The organism is Bradyrhizobium yuanmingense (assembly GCF_029167105.1).
In the GTDB taxonomy this organism is placed as follows: Bacteria; Pseudomonadota; Alphaproteobacteria; order Rhizobiales; family Xanthobacteraceae; genus Bradyrhizobium; species Bradyrhizobium yuanmingense_A.
Map to the genome: position 1 here is coordinate 216691 of NZ_JARFML010000007.1, position 17942 is coordinate 234632.

The window sequence follows — 17942 nt, forward strand, 5'->3', positions numbered from 1 at the left end:
AGCCAGCCTCAAGAGCCAGAAAGACCATAACGGATGTAATGGCTATCATGGTAGTAGTAGCTCCGATGACCGTCATATCGAGCCATCGCCTTGGTATCGGTCTTGCTGAGAACTGCCCCAATCAGGGATTCATAAATGTTTGGTGCCGTGTGCAGTGCGTGTTGCACTACATCAATCTTGGTCCGGCCCCATTCAACAACGAGAATGTAGCAGTCAATCAGGGATGACGTGGCTCGAACGTCTACCAACGGTGTCAAGGGCGGAAGGTCGACGATGATGTAGTCATACTCGGACCGTAAACGGTCGAAGAGCTTGCTTATCGAGTCCGCGCAAAGAATTTCGCTGGTGTGAAGCAAAGGTCCCCGACGCACGGCGGGCAGAAATGCAAGATTGGTCGCCGGGTCCCTCCAGACAGCTTCGGCGAGCGACCGGCTACCGTTTGCAACTTCGATGATCCCGCAGGCCGCCTTGGGCGCGAAGATGCTGGTCAGTGAGGGATTCCTGAGGTCGCAATCGACGATGATAGCTCTTTTGCCGGTGTGCCCGATCAACTGCGCGAGCGAGGCTGCAATCGTGGTCTTCCCCTCATTCGGTAACGCAGAGGTAATGCCGATGACCTGGGAAGAGATCTTCGCCGGATTGTGGTCGATCGCTAGCTTGATGGAACGAATGGCCTCCGTATATCGAGATAGTGGCATCCCGATCACGGTCTGATGAATTGCGGTTGGAGACGAGGCTATCCGCCGCTGAGCATCATCATCGGTTTTCTGAAGGCGGATTGGTGGTTTGGGAGATTTGCGGGCCGGCAACAACGGGACCAAAGATAGACAAGGCAACTCCAGTACGGTTTCCACCTGTGAAGAGGTCCGAAAGACGCGATCCATGAGGTCTCTGAGGAGCGCCAAGCCGATGCCCAGCGCGAGGCCGCCGAGAATACCAAACGCCAGGATCATCCTTGCTTTCGGCTTGCTCTTGCTAGCCGGCGGCGAAGCCGGAAAAAGTACCCGCGTATCCGAGGTGGGAAACGTCTCCTGCTGCGTAGAGCCCATGTAGCGCTGAAGGAAGGTCTCGTACAAGCTATGCAGGCCCTTTGCCCTGCTTTCCAAGTCCTTGATGGTCAGCTCAGCAGAATTGACCGAACGGGACTGCGAAACCGCTTTGGACAATTGCTTCTCGATTTCTTCCTGGCGCTGTTTGGCCAGTTCGAATTCGCTTCGGCTGACCTCGGCAAGTCTCTTGACCTCGTCAAAAATGGAGACGCGGAACTCTCGCGCCCGGTTCCGGATATTGACGACTGCCAAGTGGTCACGACCGACTCTCGCGGCCAACTCGGCCTCACGTCTGGTGAGCTCGAGATATTGCTGGCGCAGCCCCGTAATAATCTGGCTGTTCAACGCATCCGTCCCGATAGCATCCAGATTGTCTATCGAGGACGGCTTTTTCGGGTCGACGGCAAGGAGAGTTTCATAACGAGCCAACTTGGCGGTGGCTTCAGATGTCTGAGCGCGTGCTGCGGCCAATCGATTGTTGATCTCGGTGATCTGCTGCTCGTCGATGGGCTTTCCACCCAGAGAAACAATGTTGTTCTGAGCCTTGTAGACGTCGACGGCACGTTGCGCGGCGAGGGCCTGGTCGCCCAGATCACGCAGCCTCTCCTGCAGCCAACTGGTTGCCTTGCGATTAGCGTCGAACTTTGCATTGAGCTGGTCTGCAACATAAGTGTCGGCTATCGCATTCACGATCTCCGCGGCCCGAGCTGCGTTGCTCGAACTGTAGCTGATCTCAATGACCCGGCTGTATCCGACACGTCCAGCGGAAAGCCGACTGAGAAATGCGTCTACGAGAGTGTCCGACGGCTCGCCATTCGTCTCGTGGGGCACATCCTTCTTCGATCTAGTCGAGGGCCATGGCCAAATTCGTTGCCAGATCGCCTGCAAAGAGAGGCCGGACGCACTAAAGTCCGGATCGTCCGCCAGTTTCAACTTGTCGATTACCGCAACCGCATTGGCCTTTGACCTCAGGAGCTGAAGCTGGGTCTCGATTTGACTGAGATCGATGGCCGGCTCGGCAAGGAGTGATTGCTGCTGGACAAATTGAGGCCTGGGATTGGCCAGCAGGATCTGAACCTGCGCCGTATAGGTTGGGGAGACCAAACGGAGATAGAGCAAGCTGGCCGCAGTGGCGAGTACGGCGGTAACAAGGATTACGAGATACTGGCGCCGTAGAAGCCCGATGCCGAAATTAATGACGTCGGTGATCCCTCCGCCGTCTGTCTGGGCGGGTTGAGCCGGTCCGTTCACCGGCAGCCGCATTCTATCCGCATGTTGAAGATTGTTCTGAAGCATCACGTACCTGTCCGACGATTGGTCACGTTGCGCCCGCCCGCCCGAAGGCGGCATTTAAAGCGCTCTGCGAGATAGTATGAAATTATATACTCTATAAAAACCCGCTTGCCAAATTAAATAAACAATATATTAATCAGAGCGGGAAAGAAAAATGCAGGTGCGGCGATTTCGCTCAATGGAGCGTAAGCGAATTCCAAGATTTTTCCGTGGCTTGCAGCTGATCTAATGACTCTTGCCGAAATGGTGCGACCGTTTCGTGGTGGATTGTGAGCGTGAAAGATTAATCTCGACGGGGATTATAGTCCGCCTCATCGAAGCCGATCTGAATTGAGAGCGGGCAGAAGGGTACCCAATGTTGGAGCTGCGATCCTTGGCGATCCCTGATGTCAAAGTCATTCGCACAGATCGGTTTTCCGACGCCCGCGGTTACTTCTCTGAGACCTTCCAGCGATCTGCGTTTGCAGAGAAGGGAATTCTCCATGACTTTATTCAAGACAATCAGTCCAGCTCGGATCGGATCGGCACGGTGCGCGGCCTGCACTTCCAGCGGCCGCCCTTCGCCCAGGCGAAGTTGATACGGGTGTTGAGCGGGGCGGTTCTCGATATTGCAGTTGACCTTCGGCGTTCATCGCCCAGCTTCGGCAAGCACATCTCGATACAGCTGGATAGTGAAGGCGGCGAGCAGGTATTCATTCCGAAGGGGTTCGCACACGGCTTCTGTACGCTGCAGCCCAAGACCGTCGTCTTATACAAAGTCGATCAGGTCTATGCCCCAAGTCATGACGGTGGCGTCTATTGGGCTGATTCAACGTTAGCGATCGAGTGGCCCGTGACGCCCTCAGAAGCCCACGTGTCGCCAAAAGACCAGACTCTTCCTACGCTCAGCCAGCTCGGTTGCGTTTTCGACTAGTGGAGACGAGTAGAATGCGTATCTTGGTGACCGGCGGAGCGGGCTTTATCGGTTCTGCGGTCTGTCGCCGTTTGGTGTTACAGACTGGTGCCGCAGTGATCAACATAGACAAGTTGACGTACGCAGCCAACCTGGCTTCGCTCGCGAGCATCGAGAAGCTGGAGACTTATGCGTTCCTGCAATCCGACATCTGCCATCGCGCGGCCATGGATTTTGCGTTCGCCGACTATGAGCCTGACGCGATCATACATCTGGCCGCCGAAAGCCACGTTGACCGCTCCATCAACGGACCCGACGCCTTCGTCAATACCAATGTAGTTGGCACTTACACACTCTTGGAGACGGCCAGAGCCTACTACGAACGTCTACCGGCTTCGAGACGGAAGCACTTCCGATTCATCCATGTGTCGACGGACGAAGTCTACGGCTCGTTGGGACCAGATGATCTCTTTCGCGAGGATACGCCCTACAGGCCGAGCTCGCCCTATTCGGCGAGCAAGGCCGCCGCGGACCATCTCGCGCTCGCGTGGTTTCGGACCTACGGCCTGCCGGTGATCGTGTCGAACTGCTCGAACAATTACGGGCCGTATCAGTTTCCGGAAAAGCTCATCCCGCTGACGATCCTCAATGCGATCGACCGGAAGCCTCTGCCAGTCTATGGCGACGGAAGGAATATCCGCGATTGGCTTCACGTCGATGATCATGCCGCGGGCTTGATACGACTTTTGCACGAAGGGAGGCCCGGCGAGAAGTACAATTTCGGCGGAGATGCCCAGCGATCCAACCTGGAGGTCGTCACCCGGATTTGTGACGTTGTTGATCGCTTATCTCCGGGCGCGGGGTGCAGACGCTCTCTCATTACGTTCGTGCCGGATCGTCCCGGACATGATGCCCGCTATGCAATAGACGCATCGAAAGCACATCGCGAGCTCGGCTGGAAACCGATCAGAACCTTCGAACACGGCCTGTTCGAAACCGTCGGATGGTATCTCAAGAACCGCGCCTGGTGGGAGTGTGCTCGCAGCGGCATCTATGACGGCTCGCGTCTGGGTCTCCTGGCCACCCAAAACTGAGGTGGAGATGACAGATCGACCAATCCTTTTTGCCGGACGGAATGGTCAGCTGGCAACGTGCCTTCGTGATCTTGCCACAAGGCGCGGTTTGCCGGCGGTGGCGCTCGGGCGTCCGGAGCTCGATCTAGAGAATCGGGAAGGTATCGACAAGCTCATTGCGTCGATCGGGCCGTCTGCGATCATCAACACGGCCGCCTATACGGCGGTAGATCAGGCCGAATCTGAAGCGGCGAGGGCCCTCAGCATCAATCGCGATGGCGCGGCCGCGCTGGCGGATGTCGCGTGGCAAATGAACATTCCACTCATCCATCTCTCGACCGATTATGTATTCGACGGTGCGAAACCCGATGCGTACGACGAAAGCGACATTCCAGCGCCGTTGAACGTCTACGGCGCATCCAAGCTTGCGGGGGAGGCTGCTGTATTGGCGGCGCACCCGCTCGCGACCGTGATCAGATGCTCCTGGCTTTACAGTCCCTATGGCAACAACTTCGTCCGAACGATGCTGCGGCTATGCCAGACGCAGCAGGTCGTAAGGGTTGTCAGCGACCAACATGGTAACCCGACTTACGCGTTCGACCTTGCGGAAGCCGTCCTCCGGATCACACAACGATCAGTAACGGACGATCGCAGGGCCACGGCCGGCATCTTTCATCTCGGTGGCCAAGGCGAGGCAAGTTGGCACGATTTTGCGCAGGCTATCTTCCACGAGTGTTCCCGTCGTGGAGTGCGAATTCGGGCGCTCGAGGCGATCACGACTGAGGAGTTTCCGACCGCTGCGCGTCGGCCTCGGAACTCGCGCCTGGACTCATCCAAGGCCGAACGCGTGTTCGGGATTCGCCTGGCGCCTTGGCGCCATTCACTCCAAGCCTGTCTGGACCAGCTGGTCGGAGAAGGAGAAACCGATGCTGAAGGGAATCGTGCTGGCTGGCGGCAGCGGAACGCGCCTCTATCCGATCACACGAGTGGTCAGCAAGCAGTTGCTCCCGATCTATGACAAGCCCATGATCTACTATCCCCTGTCGACGCTGATGTTGGCAGGGATCCGCGAAATTCTGATCATCACCACGCCTTCGGATCGGTGTCAGTTCGAGGGATTGCTAGGCGACGGCAGCCAGTGGGGTATCAAGCTTAGCTATGCCGAACAAACCCGGCCCGCTGGCCTGGCAGACGCGTTCATCGTGGGGGCCGATTTCATCGGAAGCGATCGGGTAGCGATGGTGCTTGGGGATAATATTTTCTTCGGCGATGGCCTGAGCGAGCTGCTTGCCAGGGCGGCAGGTCGCGCGGAAGGCGCAACCGTCTTTGCCTATCACGTGCGAGACCCAGAACGATACGGCGTGGTCGCGTTTGACGAAGCGGACCGCCCCGTGTCGATCGAAGAGAAACCCAAACGGCCGGCTTCGAACTGGGCAATCACGGGGCTGTACTTTTTCGACAACCGCGTCGTCCGCTACGCTCGTCGTGTCGAGCCATCGGCGCGCGGCGAGCTCGAGATTACCGATCTTCAGATGCGTTACCTTTCGGCCAATGCGCTCCACGTTGAACGCATGGGGCGGGGATTTGCGTGGTTGGATACCGGCACGGTCGAATCTCTCATCGACGCGGGGACGTTCGTCCAGACCCTGGAGAAGCGGCAAGGAATGAAGATTGCGTGCCTCGAGGAGGTCGCGTTCAGGCTTGGCTTCATTGATCGCGATCAACTTCTGACGTTGGCTCAACCGTTGGAGAAGAGTGGCTACGGCAAATATCTGAGCGAAATTACGCGACTGCCGCAGTTTTCTTAGCACCACTCAGCCGATATCGAAACCGAGTTGAATTATATGTATTGAATTGACCGTGATTTAAAGTATAATTAAAATATTGAGAGGCGATTATTAATTTAATCGGTATGCTCATGCTGGTTCAAAAGGCGACCGCCTTCGGCCGGGGAACTCGGCACGTTCTTTGGGAGCAGGATATTCCAGCCCTTTGGCAGGAATCGCCGTTCGCGAGCGCTTTCGCGGGTTTCGACGCACTTGGCCTCTGGGCTCCGCGGGTTGTTGATCGGTCAGTAAGCGCGTCATTCGCTGCAGGGGGGGACGCCTCGTTCTTCGAACGGACGTCTCGGGCCGACTCGGCGGGCTCGCGCGGCGTTATCCCCGCGCTCTTCGCTGCACCACCTTCCCGGTCGCGACTGCCTGCGCTGCTATCTTCGACGTCTTTGACGAGCGGTCATAATGGCCTGACGCCAACGTTCTCATCTGTGGCGATCGGAGCGGCGCAATCGGCTTCCACCCCCGGCGCCACTCACTGGGTCCGTCCGACTGACGGAGCCTGGAATGTCGCAGCGAACTGGAGCGCCGGGCTCCCGGGCACCATCGACGCTGCGTTCCTCGACGCAGCAGGAACGTATGTCGTCACGACCGCGACCGGTGTTGATATTGGGAGTCTGATCCTCGATGCAGGGGCGACGCTTTCGTTGGATGCCGGCTCGCCGTTTATCGTCGAAGGCGATGTGCTGAACAATGGGACGGTCGAGGTTGGAGCGTTCCTCGGCAATCGCATTCCGACCGGGGAGTTCAAGGGTGACGTCAGCGGTTCTGGATCTTTCGAGATTGCAGACAAGGCGATCCTGGATATCGGAGGTTCGGTTTCCGGCCAATTCTTGAATGGATCGTTCTCCGGCATAACGGTGTCGTTCGAAACGGGAACTGGCACGCTTGTCCTCGATCAGTCGGCCAACTTCCACGGCTTGATCGCGGGTTCGTCGCCGGGAGCGCCGCTTGCGCCAGGCAACCTCATCCACTTGAAGGATCTTCCCTTTACATCGTCGATGTCGGCGACCGTCCACTACGACAATAGCTCGAACATCAGCACGGTCGATTTCAGCAATGGTGCGGCCAATGTCTCCTTGCTGTTCTCGGGGATGAACTCGAATTGGAAGTTTGAAAGCAATGGGCAGGGAGGCACCATTGTTTCCGATCCGCCCACGAATCCCATCGTGCTGGAAAACCAGAAGCCAGGTACGCCGAAGAGTGTCTGGCAGATTCAGCCGGGCGAGAATTCAACTCTGACCGAAGGGTTTGCGACAGCGATCAGCACCAATGTCGGGGGGACGGTCCAATTCAAGATCAACAACTTGACCGGCAATCCGAACTATCGCGTCGATGTCTACCGGCTGGGCTATTACGGCGGCGATGGTGCCCGGCTGGTTACGAGCCTACAGCATCAGGCCGCAACGGCGGTCGTCCAACCCGATCCATTGCGCGATCCGTCGACCGGGCTCGTCGATGCCGGCAATTGGAGCGTGACCGATTCCTGGAGCGTACCGAGCGATGCGGTCTCGGGCGTCTACATAGCCAGCGTTGTCAACGGCAACGAGATTTTCCAGATCCCATTCATCATAAGGAACGACGCCTCGCACAGCGACATCGTCCTCCAGACAAGTGATCAGGACTGGCAAGCCTACAACGGCTGGGGAGGGGCCAACCTATATTTCGGGAATGGTCCGGGCGTCCGTGGATCAGCCTACGCGGTCAGTTACAATCGCCCCCTCATAACGCGTGACGGCGAGGGAACCTTTTCCGAGGGGGGAGACTCCCCGTTCACGGCTGAGTTTGCGGCCATTCAGTGGCTCGAGCAAAACGGGTACGACGTTTCTTACATTTCGGGAATCGATGCTGCGACGAACGGCTCGTTGTTGCTCAATCACAAAGTCTTCATGGACGCGGGGCATGACGAGTATTGGACCGAAGCTCAGCGTGCCAACGTACAGGCCGCAGCGCATGCTGGCGTGAACCTTGCCTTTCTCACGGGCAACGAGATCTATTGGAAAACAAGGTTGGCACCCAGCATCGATGGCAGCGGATCAGCCAATCGCACACTCATTAGCTACAAGGATACGCACGCAAATGCGTTGATTGATCCAACAGGACAGGCGACCGGCAATTACTCTGACCCGCGGTTCGGTCCGCCTCTCCCTTCGAACGAGTTGACCGGTACATTGTTCGCGGTCAATGCATTCCGGTATGATACGATCACGATACCGTATCCGATGACCCAATTGCGCTTCTGGCGCAATACGGCCGTCGCGCAAACGTCACCCGGGCAGACCGCCTCGCTGGTACCTGGCCTGTTAGGCGTTGAATGGGACACGGCGCCGGACAACGGATTTCGCCCAGCGGGGTTGATGAGTGTCTCATCTACCACATTGCAGGTGAATGGACAGCTTCTCCTCGATTATGGCAACTCGTTCGCAAACGGCACGGCAACCCACAATCTCGTGCTGCATCGAGATCCCGTCAGTGGCGCACTGATATTCTCGGCCGGTTCGATCAACTGGCCGTGGGCGCTTGCAAGCGACCATGACGGACCTGCGACTCCGGTAGACCCTAATGTCCAGCAGGCGATGGTCAACCTTTTCGCTGATATGGGCGTTCAGCCGGCGACGCTGCAAGCAAACCTGACGGCCGCGATTCGGTCGACCGACACAGCGGCGCCGACGTCTAGTATCGGCAATCTCTCCGCCGCCAGCGTTGTCGAGGGGCAATCGATCACGGTGACGGGGACGGCCAATGACGCGGGCGGAAAGATTGCCGGCGTCGAAATTTCTACAGATGGTGGAAGCACCTGGCACCCAACCAACAGCAATGTCGGCGCGGCGACCGTGACCTGGTCATACACGTTCGTCACAGGGGCCCAAGGGACCTATAATCTCAAAACCAGGGCGGTGGACGACAGCCTGAACCTGGAAACATCCGGTGCGGGCGCAACCTACACGGTCACACCATCTTCCAACCTGACACTCTTCAGTAGCACCGATACGCCTGCGTTGCTCTCAGACAGCGACTCCGCCTCGGTTGAGCTTGGCGTCAGATTCGTCCCGGCCGTGTCGGGGAAGATCACCGGCATTCGCTTCTACAAAGGGCCTCAGAATACCGGCACCCACAGCGGAAATCTCTGGACCGCAAACGGCACGCTGCTTGCGAGCGCCACCTTCACCAACGAAACCGCGAGCGGCTGGCAGCAGGTTAATTTTGCCACGCCCGTCAGTGTGAACGCTGGCACGACGTATGTTGCTTCCTACCACGCGAACACCGGTCACTATTCCGCAACCGACTTCTACTTCATCGGTTATGGAGGCGTTACGAAAGGTGCGCTCACCGCGCCGGGTAGCAGCCTCAACGGTGTCTATGCCTATGGCAGCGGCCCGACCTTCCCCGGCAACGTTTCCTCCACGAAAGCCCCCAACTACTGGGTAGACGTCGTTTTCGATGATTCAGGCGTGGCGTCGCCACAAGCTAATGGCGACAGTGGCTTTACGGTTACCCAGAATGGCTTGCTGAATATAGCGGCATCGACGCTGCTTGCGAACGACACCCACCCCTCCGGGCTGGCTTTCTCGCTCACCAGCGTCGGTAACCCGGTCAACGGAAGCGTAAGCTACAACTCGCAGAACCAGACGGTGACCTTTGCTCCTACCAATGGCTATGCCGGCGCGGCGAGTTTCACGTACACGATCACAGACACGAGCGGCCAAAGTGGTTCCGGCCAAGTGTCCCTCAAGGTCAACTATCCGGTCTTCGCGCAGAGCCTGTTCGGCACCAATGATGCGCCAAGCGTCCCCAATTCCGGGGATACCAGCCCCGTCGAACTCGGAGTCAAGTTCACCGCATCGGTGAACGGGACGATAACCGGCCTGCGCTTCTACAAGGGATCGTTGAATACGGGTCTTCATATTGCGGATCTCTGGAGCTCGACCGGAACCCTGCTGGCAACTGCGACATTCACGAACGAGACAGCCAGCGGCTGGCAGCAGGTCAACTTCTCCACGCCTGTGGCGATTACGGCAGGCACCACCTATGTCGCATCCTACCACACCAACGGCAATTATTCCGGTACCCAGAACTATTTCACGACATCGCTTGTCAACGGGCAGCTAACGGCTCCGGCTGGCAGCAACGGGGTCTATGCCTACGGATCCGGAAGCACGTTCCCGACCAGCACGTACAACGCCAGCAACTACTGGGTCGACATCGTCTTCAACGGCTCCTCCAGTCCCAACAATTCGGCGCCAACTGCGGTCGCCGACACCGGTGATGCCACCGAAAAGGGCGGCGTGAGCAACAGCGTCGGTGGCACGGCGGCGACTGGCAACGTGCTGACCAACGATACCGATCCCGACGCGGGCGATACCAAGACGGTCACCGCTGTCAGCTTCGGCTCGACCGGCGGCACACTCGGTTCAGCGCTGTCTGGAGCGCGCGGCAGCCTTGTGCTCAATGCCTCGGGCGGCTTTACATATACGGTCAACGAGACGGATGCGGCCGTGCAGGCCTTGCGGCAGTCGACCGACACGCTCAGCGATATCTTCAATTACACGATGCGCGACGCCGCCGGCGCCACGTCATCGACCACACTCACGGTCACAATCCATGGCGCCAACGACGCGCCGGTGCTGGCCGCCCAGACCGGCAATCAGACCGCAACGGTCGGTACGTCATTCTCCTTGACGCTGCCTGCGGGTACCTTCACCGACGTCGATTCCGGGGATTCGCTCGCCTACACGGCGACAGCCGCCGACGGCACGGCACTTCCCGCATGGCTGACCTTCAATGCCTCGACGCGGACCTTCAGCGGTACACCATCGTCCAGCGATGTTGGCACCCTCAGCATCAAGACCTCGGTCACCGATCTCGGCGGCCTGTCAGCCAGCGAGACGTTTAATCTCACGGTGACGACAACGCCCTCAACCGTGAGCCTGTTCTCGAGCTCGGACACGCCGGCCATCCTGTCGGATTCCGATGCGTCGCAAGTCAACCTTGGCGTGAGATTCACGTCCTCCGTGGCCGGCACGATCACTGGCGTCAAGTACTACAAGAGTGCGAACGACCCCGGGACTCATACGGGCTCGTTGTGGAGCAGTACCGGCACGCTGCTGGCGAGTGCGACGTTCACCAACGAGGGCAGCAGTGGCTGGCAGACCGTCACGTTCAGCAATCCCGTGTCCATCTCGGCCGGCACGACCTACGTGGCGAGCTTTCACAGCAATGGCCATTACGCGTCCACCACCAACTACTTCACCACCGCGCGCACCAGCGGTCCGCTCACGGCTCCTGCGAGCATCAATGGCGTCTACACCTACGGCGCCGGCAACCTGTTCCCGACCAGCACGTACAACGCCAGCAACTACTGGGTCGACGTCGTCTTCAACGGCTCCTCCAGTCCCAACAATTCGGCGCCAACTGCGGTCGCCGACACCGGTGATGCCACCGAAAAGGGCGGCGTGAGCAACAGCGTCGGTGGCACGGCGGCGACTGGCAACGTGCTGACCAACGATACCGATCCCGACGCGGGCGATACCAAGACGGTCACCGCTGTCAGCTTCGGCTCGACCGGCGGCACACTCGGTTCAGCGCTGTCTGGAGCGCGCGGCAGCCTTGTGCTCAATGCCTCGGGCGGCTTTACATATACGGTCAACGAGACGGATGCGGCCGTGCAGGCCTTGCGGCAGTCGACCGACACGCTCAGCGATATCTTCAATTACACGATGCGCGACGCCGCCGGCGCCACGTCATCGACCACACTCACGGTCACAATCCATGGCGCCAACGACGCGCCGGTGCTGGCCGCCCAGACCGGCAATCAGACCGCAACGGTCGGTACGTCATTCTCCTTGACGCTGCCTGCGGGTACCTTCACCGACGTCGATTCCGGGGATTCGCTCGCCTACACGGCGACAGCCGCCGACGGCACGGCACTTCCCGCATGGCTGACCTTCAATGCCTCGACGCGGACCTTCAGCGGTACACCATCGTCCAGCGATGTTGGCACCCTCAGCATCAAGACCTCGGTCACCGATCTCGGCGGCCTGTCAGCCAGCGAGACGTTTAATCTCACGGTGACGACAACGCCCTCAACCGTGAGCCTGTTCTCGAGCTCGGACACGCCGGCCATCCTGTCGGATTCCGATGCGTCGCAAGTCAACCTTGGCGTGAGATTCACGTCCTCCGTGGCCGGCACGATCACTGGCGTCAAGTACTACAAGAGTGCGAACGACCCCGGGACTCATACGGGCTCGTTGTGGAGCAGTACCGGCACGCTGCTGGCGAGTGCGACGTTCACCAACGAGGGCAGCAGTGGCTGGCAGACCGTCACGTTCAGCAATCCCGTGTCCATCTCGGCCGGCACGACCTACGTGGCGAGCTTTCACAGCAATGGCCATTACGCGTCCACCACCAACTACTTCACCACCGCGCGCACCAGCGGTCCGCTCACGGCTCCTGCGAGCATCAATGGCGTCTACACCTACGGCGCCGGCAACCTGTTCCCGACCAGCACGTACAACGCCAGCAACTACTGGGTCGACGTCGTCTTCAACGGAACCAGCGGCAGCAACGGGCAACCGGTGGCTACGACGGACAGCGGCTTCCACGCCACTCAAGGCGTCCCTTTTACTATCGACGGGGCGGCACTGCTTGCGAACGACACTGATCCGAACGGAGACGCTCTGACGATTACTGGCGTGAGCGGTGCCGTTAATGGGACCGCCAGCTTCAACGCCCAGAACAATTCGGTGACGTTTACGTCAGCGAGCGGCTTTACCGGGCCGACTTCTTTCGACTACTCCATCTCAGACGGCCGTGGCGGCACTGCAAGCGCCTCCGTCAACGTGACGGTGCATGCCCCATCGTCCAACGTCGTTAGCCTGTTCAGCTCCAATCCCACGCCGAGTGTTGTATCGGCCAATGATGGCCAGGCGATCGAGGTTGGTATGAAATTCCAGGCCTCCACCCCGGGTGATATCATCGGGCTGCGTTTCTACAAGGGACCGTCCAACACGGGGACGCACGTTGCCGATCTGTGGAGCAGTACCGGCACGCTTCTGGCGACGGCCACGTTCACCAACGAAACGGCGAGTGGCTGGCAGCAGGTCAACTTCAGCACTCCGGTGACGATCGCTGCGGGGACCACGTATGTTGCGTCTTACCACAGTGCGGGAGGCTATTCTGCGGATCCAAACCTCTTCGCCAGCTCCCTCACGAGCGGACCGCTAACGGCTCCGTCGTCGTCGTCGAGCGGCGGCAACGGCGTTTACGCGTATGGGACCAATAGTTTGTTCCCGACGAGCAGTTTCAACGCGACGAGTTATGCCGTGGACGTCCTATTCAGACCTCAGCTAGCAGCATAGGAGACGTAAGATGCACGCCGAACTTTATACCGATGGAATCGAAGAAATCACCGTCAGCGGAACCATCGTCCGCGTCGATCTGGTCAGTCTTTCACCGACAGAGCGTGACGCCAACAACGCCCCGAAGCGCGTATTTTCTCAGCGGCTGATCTTTTCAGTCGAATCTTTTGCCAACTCGGTGGACGTGATGCAGAAGGCGCTTCAGGGCCTGGTTGATGCCGGCGTGGTCCGGCGGAACCAGCCATCTCAATCGCACAACGGTGCATCGGGAGTACGTGATACGCTGGCGCCCAACACACGGTCTTTGAATGTCTCTTCGAATTTCCGCTGACATCGATGCCGCTGGCGGCGCGAAGGATCATGTTGCGGATGCGCCCGCGCCCGGATTGTCGACCCAGACGGCGTTGGAATGCCTGTCCAAGGTTTCCAGTCACCATGGCATAGATCTGCCGGTCGAACGCTTGAAGCATGCGTATGCGGTAGCCGGCCCGCTCTCGTTGAATCTCCTGCTGCGCATGGCGAAGGATGCAGGCCTGCGCGCGAGGAGCACGAAGCTGGATTGGGGCGCGCTGATTGGTCTTGGAGAGGCCTATCCGGCGCTGGCGAGGCTCGCCAATGGCAACTGGATCGCTGTCCTTGGTGCGGGACGGCGAACTGATGGCACCGAGGTCGTCAGCATCTTCGACCCGCTCGCCGACCGTAAGCACGAGGTCTTGGTTGTCGAGCGCGATCGATTCTGTGCGCAGTGGGCCGGTGACACGATCCTGATCAAGCGCGAGCAGTTGACACAGGATGGCCGAGGGAATTTCGGCCTCCGGTGGTTTGTGCCGGAACTGCTTCTTCAATGGCGGCTGTTCAGGGACGTCGCCATTGCCGCCATCCTGCTCTATGCGTTGGGCCTCGTCATCCCGATATTTTTCCAGCTCGTCATCGACAAGGTTCTGGTTCACGAGAGCTTCACCACTCTGTACGTACTCGCGGCAGGAGCGGCCGTAGCGCTCGTCTTTGACGCGATATTCGGCTTTCTGCGGCGCTACTTGTTGCTATATGCGACCAACAGGGTCGACATTCGCGTTGCTACGAAGACGTTCGGTCATCTCCTCGGGCTGCCGGTCACGTTTTTCGAGCACATGGCCGCCGGCGTCCTGGTCAAGCACATGCAGCAGGCGGCGAGGATCCGTGAGTTTCTGACCGGGCGCTTGTTTCTGACGACCCTCGATGCGCTTTCGCTATTCGTCTTCCTGCCGGTCCTTGCGCTTTATAGCGTCAAATTGACCTTGATGGTCCTGGCCTTCACCGCCGCGAGCGGCGCCGTCGTCGGCTTGCTCATGGGGCCATTTCGGCGACGACTGTACGATCTATACCAAGCGGAAGGTGCGCGGCAGGCTCTCCTCGTCGAAACAGTTCACGGCATGCGCACCGTGAAATCGCTGGGGATGGAGCCAGCGCAGAGCAGGGTCTGGGATAGCCGCTGCGCGCAGTCCGTGACCATGCGATTCGGTGTCGAGAAGATCTCCGCAGGCGCCCAGGCGCTCACCGGATTTCTCGAGAAGATCATGACGCTCGGAATCATCTCCGTCGGGGCACTCGATGTCTTCGCCGGCGAAATGACAATCGGCGCGTTGGTCGCCTTCAATATGCTGGCCGGCAGGGTCTCTGGACCGCTGGTCCAGCTCGTGACCATGGTGCACGAATACCAGGAAGTGGCTCTTGCAGTGAAAATGCTCGGCGAGGTGATGAATCAGAAGCCTGAGCGCGACGGTCGCAAAGATGGGCTGCGGCCCGACCTTGCCGGCAAAATCGAGTTCGAAGGGGTCTCTTTTCGCTACGGATCCGAGGGATCGCCGGCGCTTGATGATGTCTCCTTCACTGTCGAGCCAGGATCGATCTTCGGGATCGTGGGACGGAGCGGCTCAGGCAAGACGACTCTCACCAGGCTGATTTCGGGCATGTATCCAGTGCAGCAGGGGCTGCTGCGCATCGACGGATATGACTCGCGGGAGCTCGACCTCGCGCATCTGCGCCGAAACCTTGGGATTGTCCTGCAAGACAATTTCCTGTTTCGCGGGACGATTCGCGACAATATCGCCTGCGTGAAACGTGATGCCACCTTTGCCGAGGTCGTCGCTGCAGCGCAGCTCGCCGGCGCCGACGAGTTCATCGAACGGTTGCCCCGTGGCTTCGACACCATGCTTGAAGAGGATGCCTCGAACCTGTCCGGCGGGCAGAAGCAGCGGCTCGCGATTGCGAGAGCCCTGATCGTCAATCCAAGGATCTTGATTTTCGATGAAGCGACGAGTGCCCTCGATGCCGAAAGCGAAATGATCATCAGGCGCAATCTCCGCCGTTTGGCGGCAGGACGTACCGTTATCGTCGTCTCGCATCGGTTGTCGATGCTGACCGAAGCAAGCCAGATCCTGGTGATGGACCGTGGCCGAATCGTCGATATGGATCGCCACGACCGCCTGCTATCGAAATGCACCATCTACAGGCATTTGTGGAATCAACAGATGAAGCAGATTGCATGAGGGAGACAGGGCCATCACGCGCGGACGTGAAGCCGAACGGACTTGTTCCGGTCAAATCGGTCGAGCGCCGCCGCAGGCTATTCAGGCCAGGACCGAGGCGAGCGCCAGTCATCGCCGAATTCCAGTCCGATGCGACCGAACTCGAGCAGCAAGCGCCACCGCGGCTCGCGCGTTTCACCCTCTACGGCGTACTTGCACTGATTGCTTTCGCGGTCATCTGGGCTTCCGTTTCGCAGGTGGAGATGATCGTCACGGCGCAGGGAAAACTCACCACGACGCGTCCCAACCTGGTCGTGCAGCCGTTGGAAACGTCGGTCATACGCGAGATCCACGTCAAGGCCGGTGATCGCGTCAACCGCGGCGACGTTCTGGCGACCCTCGATCCGACGTTTTCGCAGGCGGATTTCGACCAACTGCGCGGCAGAGTGGCTGGATTCGATGCGTCGATCGATCGTCTGAGCGCTGAATTGAATGGAATCGAGTATACCGTCAAAGAGCTGACGAATGCGGATCAGATCCTGCAAGGCAAGTTGTTCCTGCAGAGGAGAGCCGCCTATGAGGCGCAGATCCAGAACTACGACGCACAGATTGCTTCCGCGCAAGCCAATCTCAAGACAGCACAGAATGAAGAGGCGGTTCTCCTTCAGCGGCTCGACACGATGCGTTCGATTGAAGCGATGCGAACCACGCTGATGGATAAGGAGGTCGGTTCGAGGCTGAACTTCCTACTGTCTCGCGATGCACGACTCGAGGTCGAAAGCAATCTGGCGCGTGTTCGCGGCAGTATCGCCGATAGTACCCATCGGCTGGAGAAGGCCCGCGCCGACCGAAAAGTATTCGCCGAGGAGTTGCGTCGCACCACTTATCAGGAACTGGTGGAGACGCTGCCGAAGCGCAATAGCGCAGCAGAGGAGTTGAAGAAGGCCGAGCTCCGTCGACAGTTGATCGTCCTGCAGGCGCCGGCAGATGCCGTGGTGCTGGATATCGCGAACCGGACAGTCGGCTCGGTGGTTCGCGAAGCCGAAACGCTGTTTGTCCTGGTTCCGCGCGACGTGCCGCTTCAGGCGGAGGTCAACGTTGAGGGGCGGGATATCGGTCAGGTGGCGCTCGGACAGTCGGTTCGGATCAAGTTCGAAGCGTTTCCGTTCCAGAAGTATGGAACCGCAACGGGAGAAGTCCGCGTCATCAGTCAGGATACGTTCTCGCCGGATACGAAGGCCGAAGGCGCGCGCCGCGCGCCAGCTCCCTATTACCGCGTACTGGTCGATTTGTCGGGCACGCACCTTCGGCTGTCAACTGAACGCATTCAACTGATTCCGGGTATGGCGGTGTCGGCCGAACTGAAAGTCGGCAAGCGCACCGTGATCTCCTACTTCCTCTATCCATTGCTACGCGGATTGGATGAAAGCATCCGCGAGTACTAGGCAATTCAGCCTAGATGCCGGTTCAGGAAGATCAGTCCCGACTGGGCGCGCGCTCGCAAGAGTCGAACTACGCCCTTTGAGGCCTGGTGCTGGAGTCCGAACATGGCCGCCGGTCGCACATCAATCGTTTGGATGGATCCTCGCCCAATGAAGTCGCTCGCACAGAAACGCGGAACTTGCATCGAACTGACGGAGCGAGTCGCGGCGGCGGAGGGAAGAGCGCCGCACGCTGGCCGGGGCCAGATTTAAAATTATTATTATTTATCTTCTTGAAAATAATCTCTCGCGCGGTATTATAGAATAATAATTAAAATATTGAATGGACATTTTTATGCGAGAGCTGCGGTGCGTGCGTGGATGTTGCGATGGTCCTTCGATACTCAAGGTATGGCCGACACGGTCGATCTCGCGAGCGCGGTTGTGGGCTGGCCGGCGTACGACATCTTCGCAGGGGCAGTGGGCATCGCCTCGTATGTAGTTCGAGCGCGAA

The 17942-nt window shown here is 58.9% G+C and carries 9 protein-coding genes; 8 read left to right on the top strand and 1 reads right to left on the bottom strand.

The window, feature by feature from the left end; translation table 11 throughout:
- Nucleotides 1–8: 8 nt before the first annotated feature.
- Nucleotides 9–2345 (bottom strand): AAA family ATPase, encoded by a 2337-nt coding sequence (locus tag P0R31_RS12035; RefSeq protein ID WP_275514274.1) that lies wholly within the window; start codon nt 2343–2345, stop codon nt 9–11.
- 352 nt (nt 2346–2697) lie between these two features.
- On the opposite strand from P0R31_RS12035, the gene rfbC reads away from it, so the two are divergent.
- The 8 genes from rfbC (at nt 2698) to P0R31_RS12075 (ending at nt 17452) form a co-directional block, all read left to right on the top strand.
- Nucleotides 2698–3255, top strand: a complete 558-nt coding sequence (gene rfbC, locus P0R31_RS12040; RefSeq protein WP_275514240.1) for a dTDP-4-dehydrorhamnose 3,5-epimerase — start codon at nt 2698–2700, stop codon at nt 3253–3255.
- 14 nt (nt 3256–3269) lie between these two features.
- On the top strand, nt 3270–4328 hold the full coding sequence (gene rfbB, locus P0R31_RS12045) for a dTDP-glucose 4,6-dehydratase (protein WP_275514241.1): 1059 nt from the start codon (nt 3270–3272) through the stop codon (nt 4326–4328).
- Nucleotides 4329–4335: 7 nt separating this feature from the next.
- Nucleotides 4336–5325 carry a dTDP-4-dehydrorhamnose reductase gene (gene rfbD, locus P0R31_RS12050; protein WP_275514242.1) on the top strand — a complete coding sequence of 330 codons (990 nt, stop codon included), beginning with the start codon at nt 4336–4338 and terminating at the stop codon, nt 5323–5325.
- The gene (gene rfbA, locus P0R31_RS12055; protein WP_275514243.1) at nt 5234–6115 is read left to right on the top strand and encodes a glucose-1-phosphate thymidylyltransferase RfbA; all 882 of its coding nucleotides are present in this window, start codon (nt 5234–5236) and stop codon (nt 6113–6115) included. Before rfbD ends, rfbA begins: the two co-directional genes overlap by 92 nt.
- Nucleotides 6116–6225: 110 nt before the next feature.
- Nucleotides 6226–13500 (top strand): DUF4082 domain-containing protein, encoded by a 7275-nt coding sequence (locus P0R31_RS12060; RefSeq protein WP_275514244.1) that lies wholly within the window; start codon nt 6226–6228, stop codon nt 13498–13500.
- 10 nt (nt 13501–13510) lie between these two features.
- Nucleotides 13511–13831, top strand: coding sequence for a hypothetical protein (locus P0R31_RS12065; RefSeq protein ID WP_275514245.1), 321 nt, complete (start codon nt 13511–13513; stop codon nt 13829–13831).
- Nucleotides 13809–16028, top strand: coding sequence for a peptidase domain-containing ABC transporter (locus tag P0R31_RS12070; protein ID WP_275514246.1), 2220 nt, complete (start codon nt 13809–13811; stop codon nt 16026–16028). The genes P0R31_RS12065 and P0R31_RS12070 overlap by 23 nt, the downstream gene beginning before the upstream one ends.
- Nucleotides 16025–17452, top strand: a complete 1428-nt coding sequence (locus tag P0R31_RS12075) for an HlyD family type I secretion periplasmic adaptor subunit (RefSeq protein ID WP_343299311.1) — start codon at nt 16025–16027, stop codon at nt 17450–17452. Before P0R31_RS12070 ends, P0R31_RS12075 begins: the two co-directional genes overlap by 4 nt.
- The last annotated feature ends 490 nt before the right edge of the window (nt 17453–17942 follow it).

Bases quoted from the DNA above. Each gene is read 5' to 3' on its own strand.
- P0R31_RS12075 (WP_343299311.1), top strand. From the start codon at position 16,025: ATGAGGGAGACAGGGCCATCACGCGCGGACGTGAAGCCGAACGGACTT.
- P0R31_RS12070 (WP_275514246.1), top strand. From the start codon at position 13,809: ATGTCTCTTCGAATTTCCGCTGACATCGATGCCGCTGGCGGCGCGAAG.
- P0R31_RS12035 (WP_275514274.1), bottom strand. From the start codon at position 2,345: ATGCTTCAGAACAATCTTCAACATGCGGATAGAATGCGGCTGCCGGTG.
- rfbC (WP_275514240.1), top strand. From the start codon at position 2,698: ATGTTGGAGCTGCGATCCTTGGCGATCCCTGATGTCAAAGTCATTCGC.
- rfbD (WP_275514242.1), top strand. From the start codon at position 4,336: ATGACAGATCGACCAATCCTTTTTGCCGGACGGAATGGTCAGCTGGCA.
- rfbB (WP_275514241.1), top strand. From the start codon at position 3,270: ATGCGTATCTTGGTGACCGGCGGAGCGGGCTTTATCGGTTCTGCGGTC.
- P0R31_RS12060 (WP_275514244.1), top strand. From the start codon at position 6,226: ATGCTGGTTCAAAAGGCGACCGCCTTCGGCCGGGGAACTCGGCACGTT.
- P0R31_RS12065 (WP_275514245.1), top strand. From the start codon at position 13,511: ATGCACGCCGAACTTTATACCGATGGAATCGAAGAAATCACCGTCAGC.
- rfbA (WP_275514243.1), top strand. From the start codon at position 5,234: ATGCTGAAGGGAATCGTGCTGGCTGGCGGCAGCGGAACGCGCCTCTAT.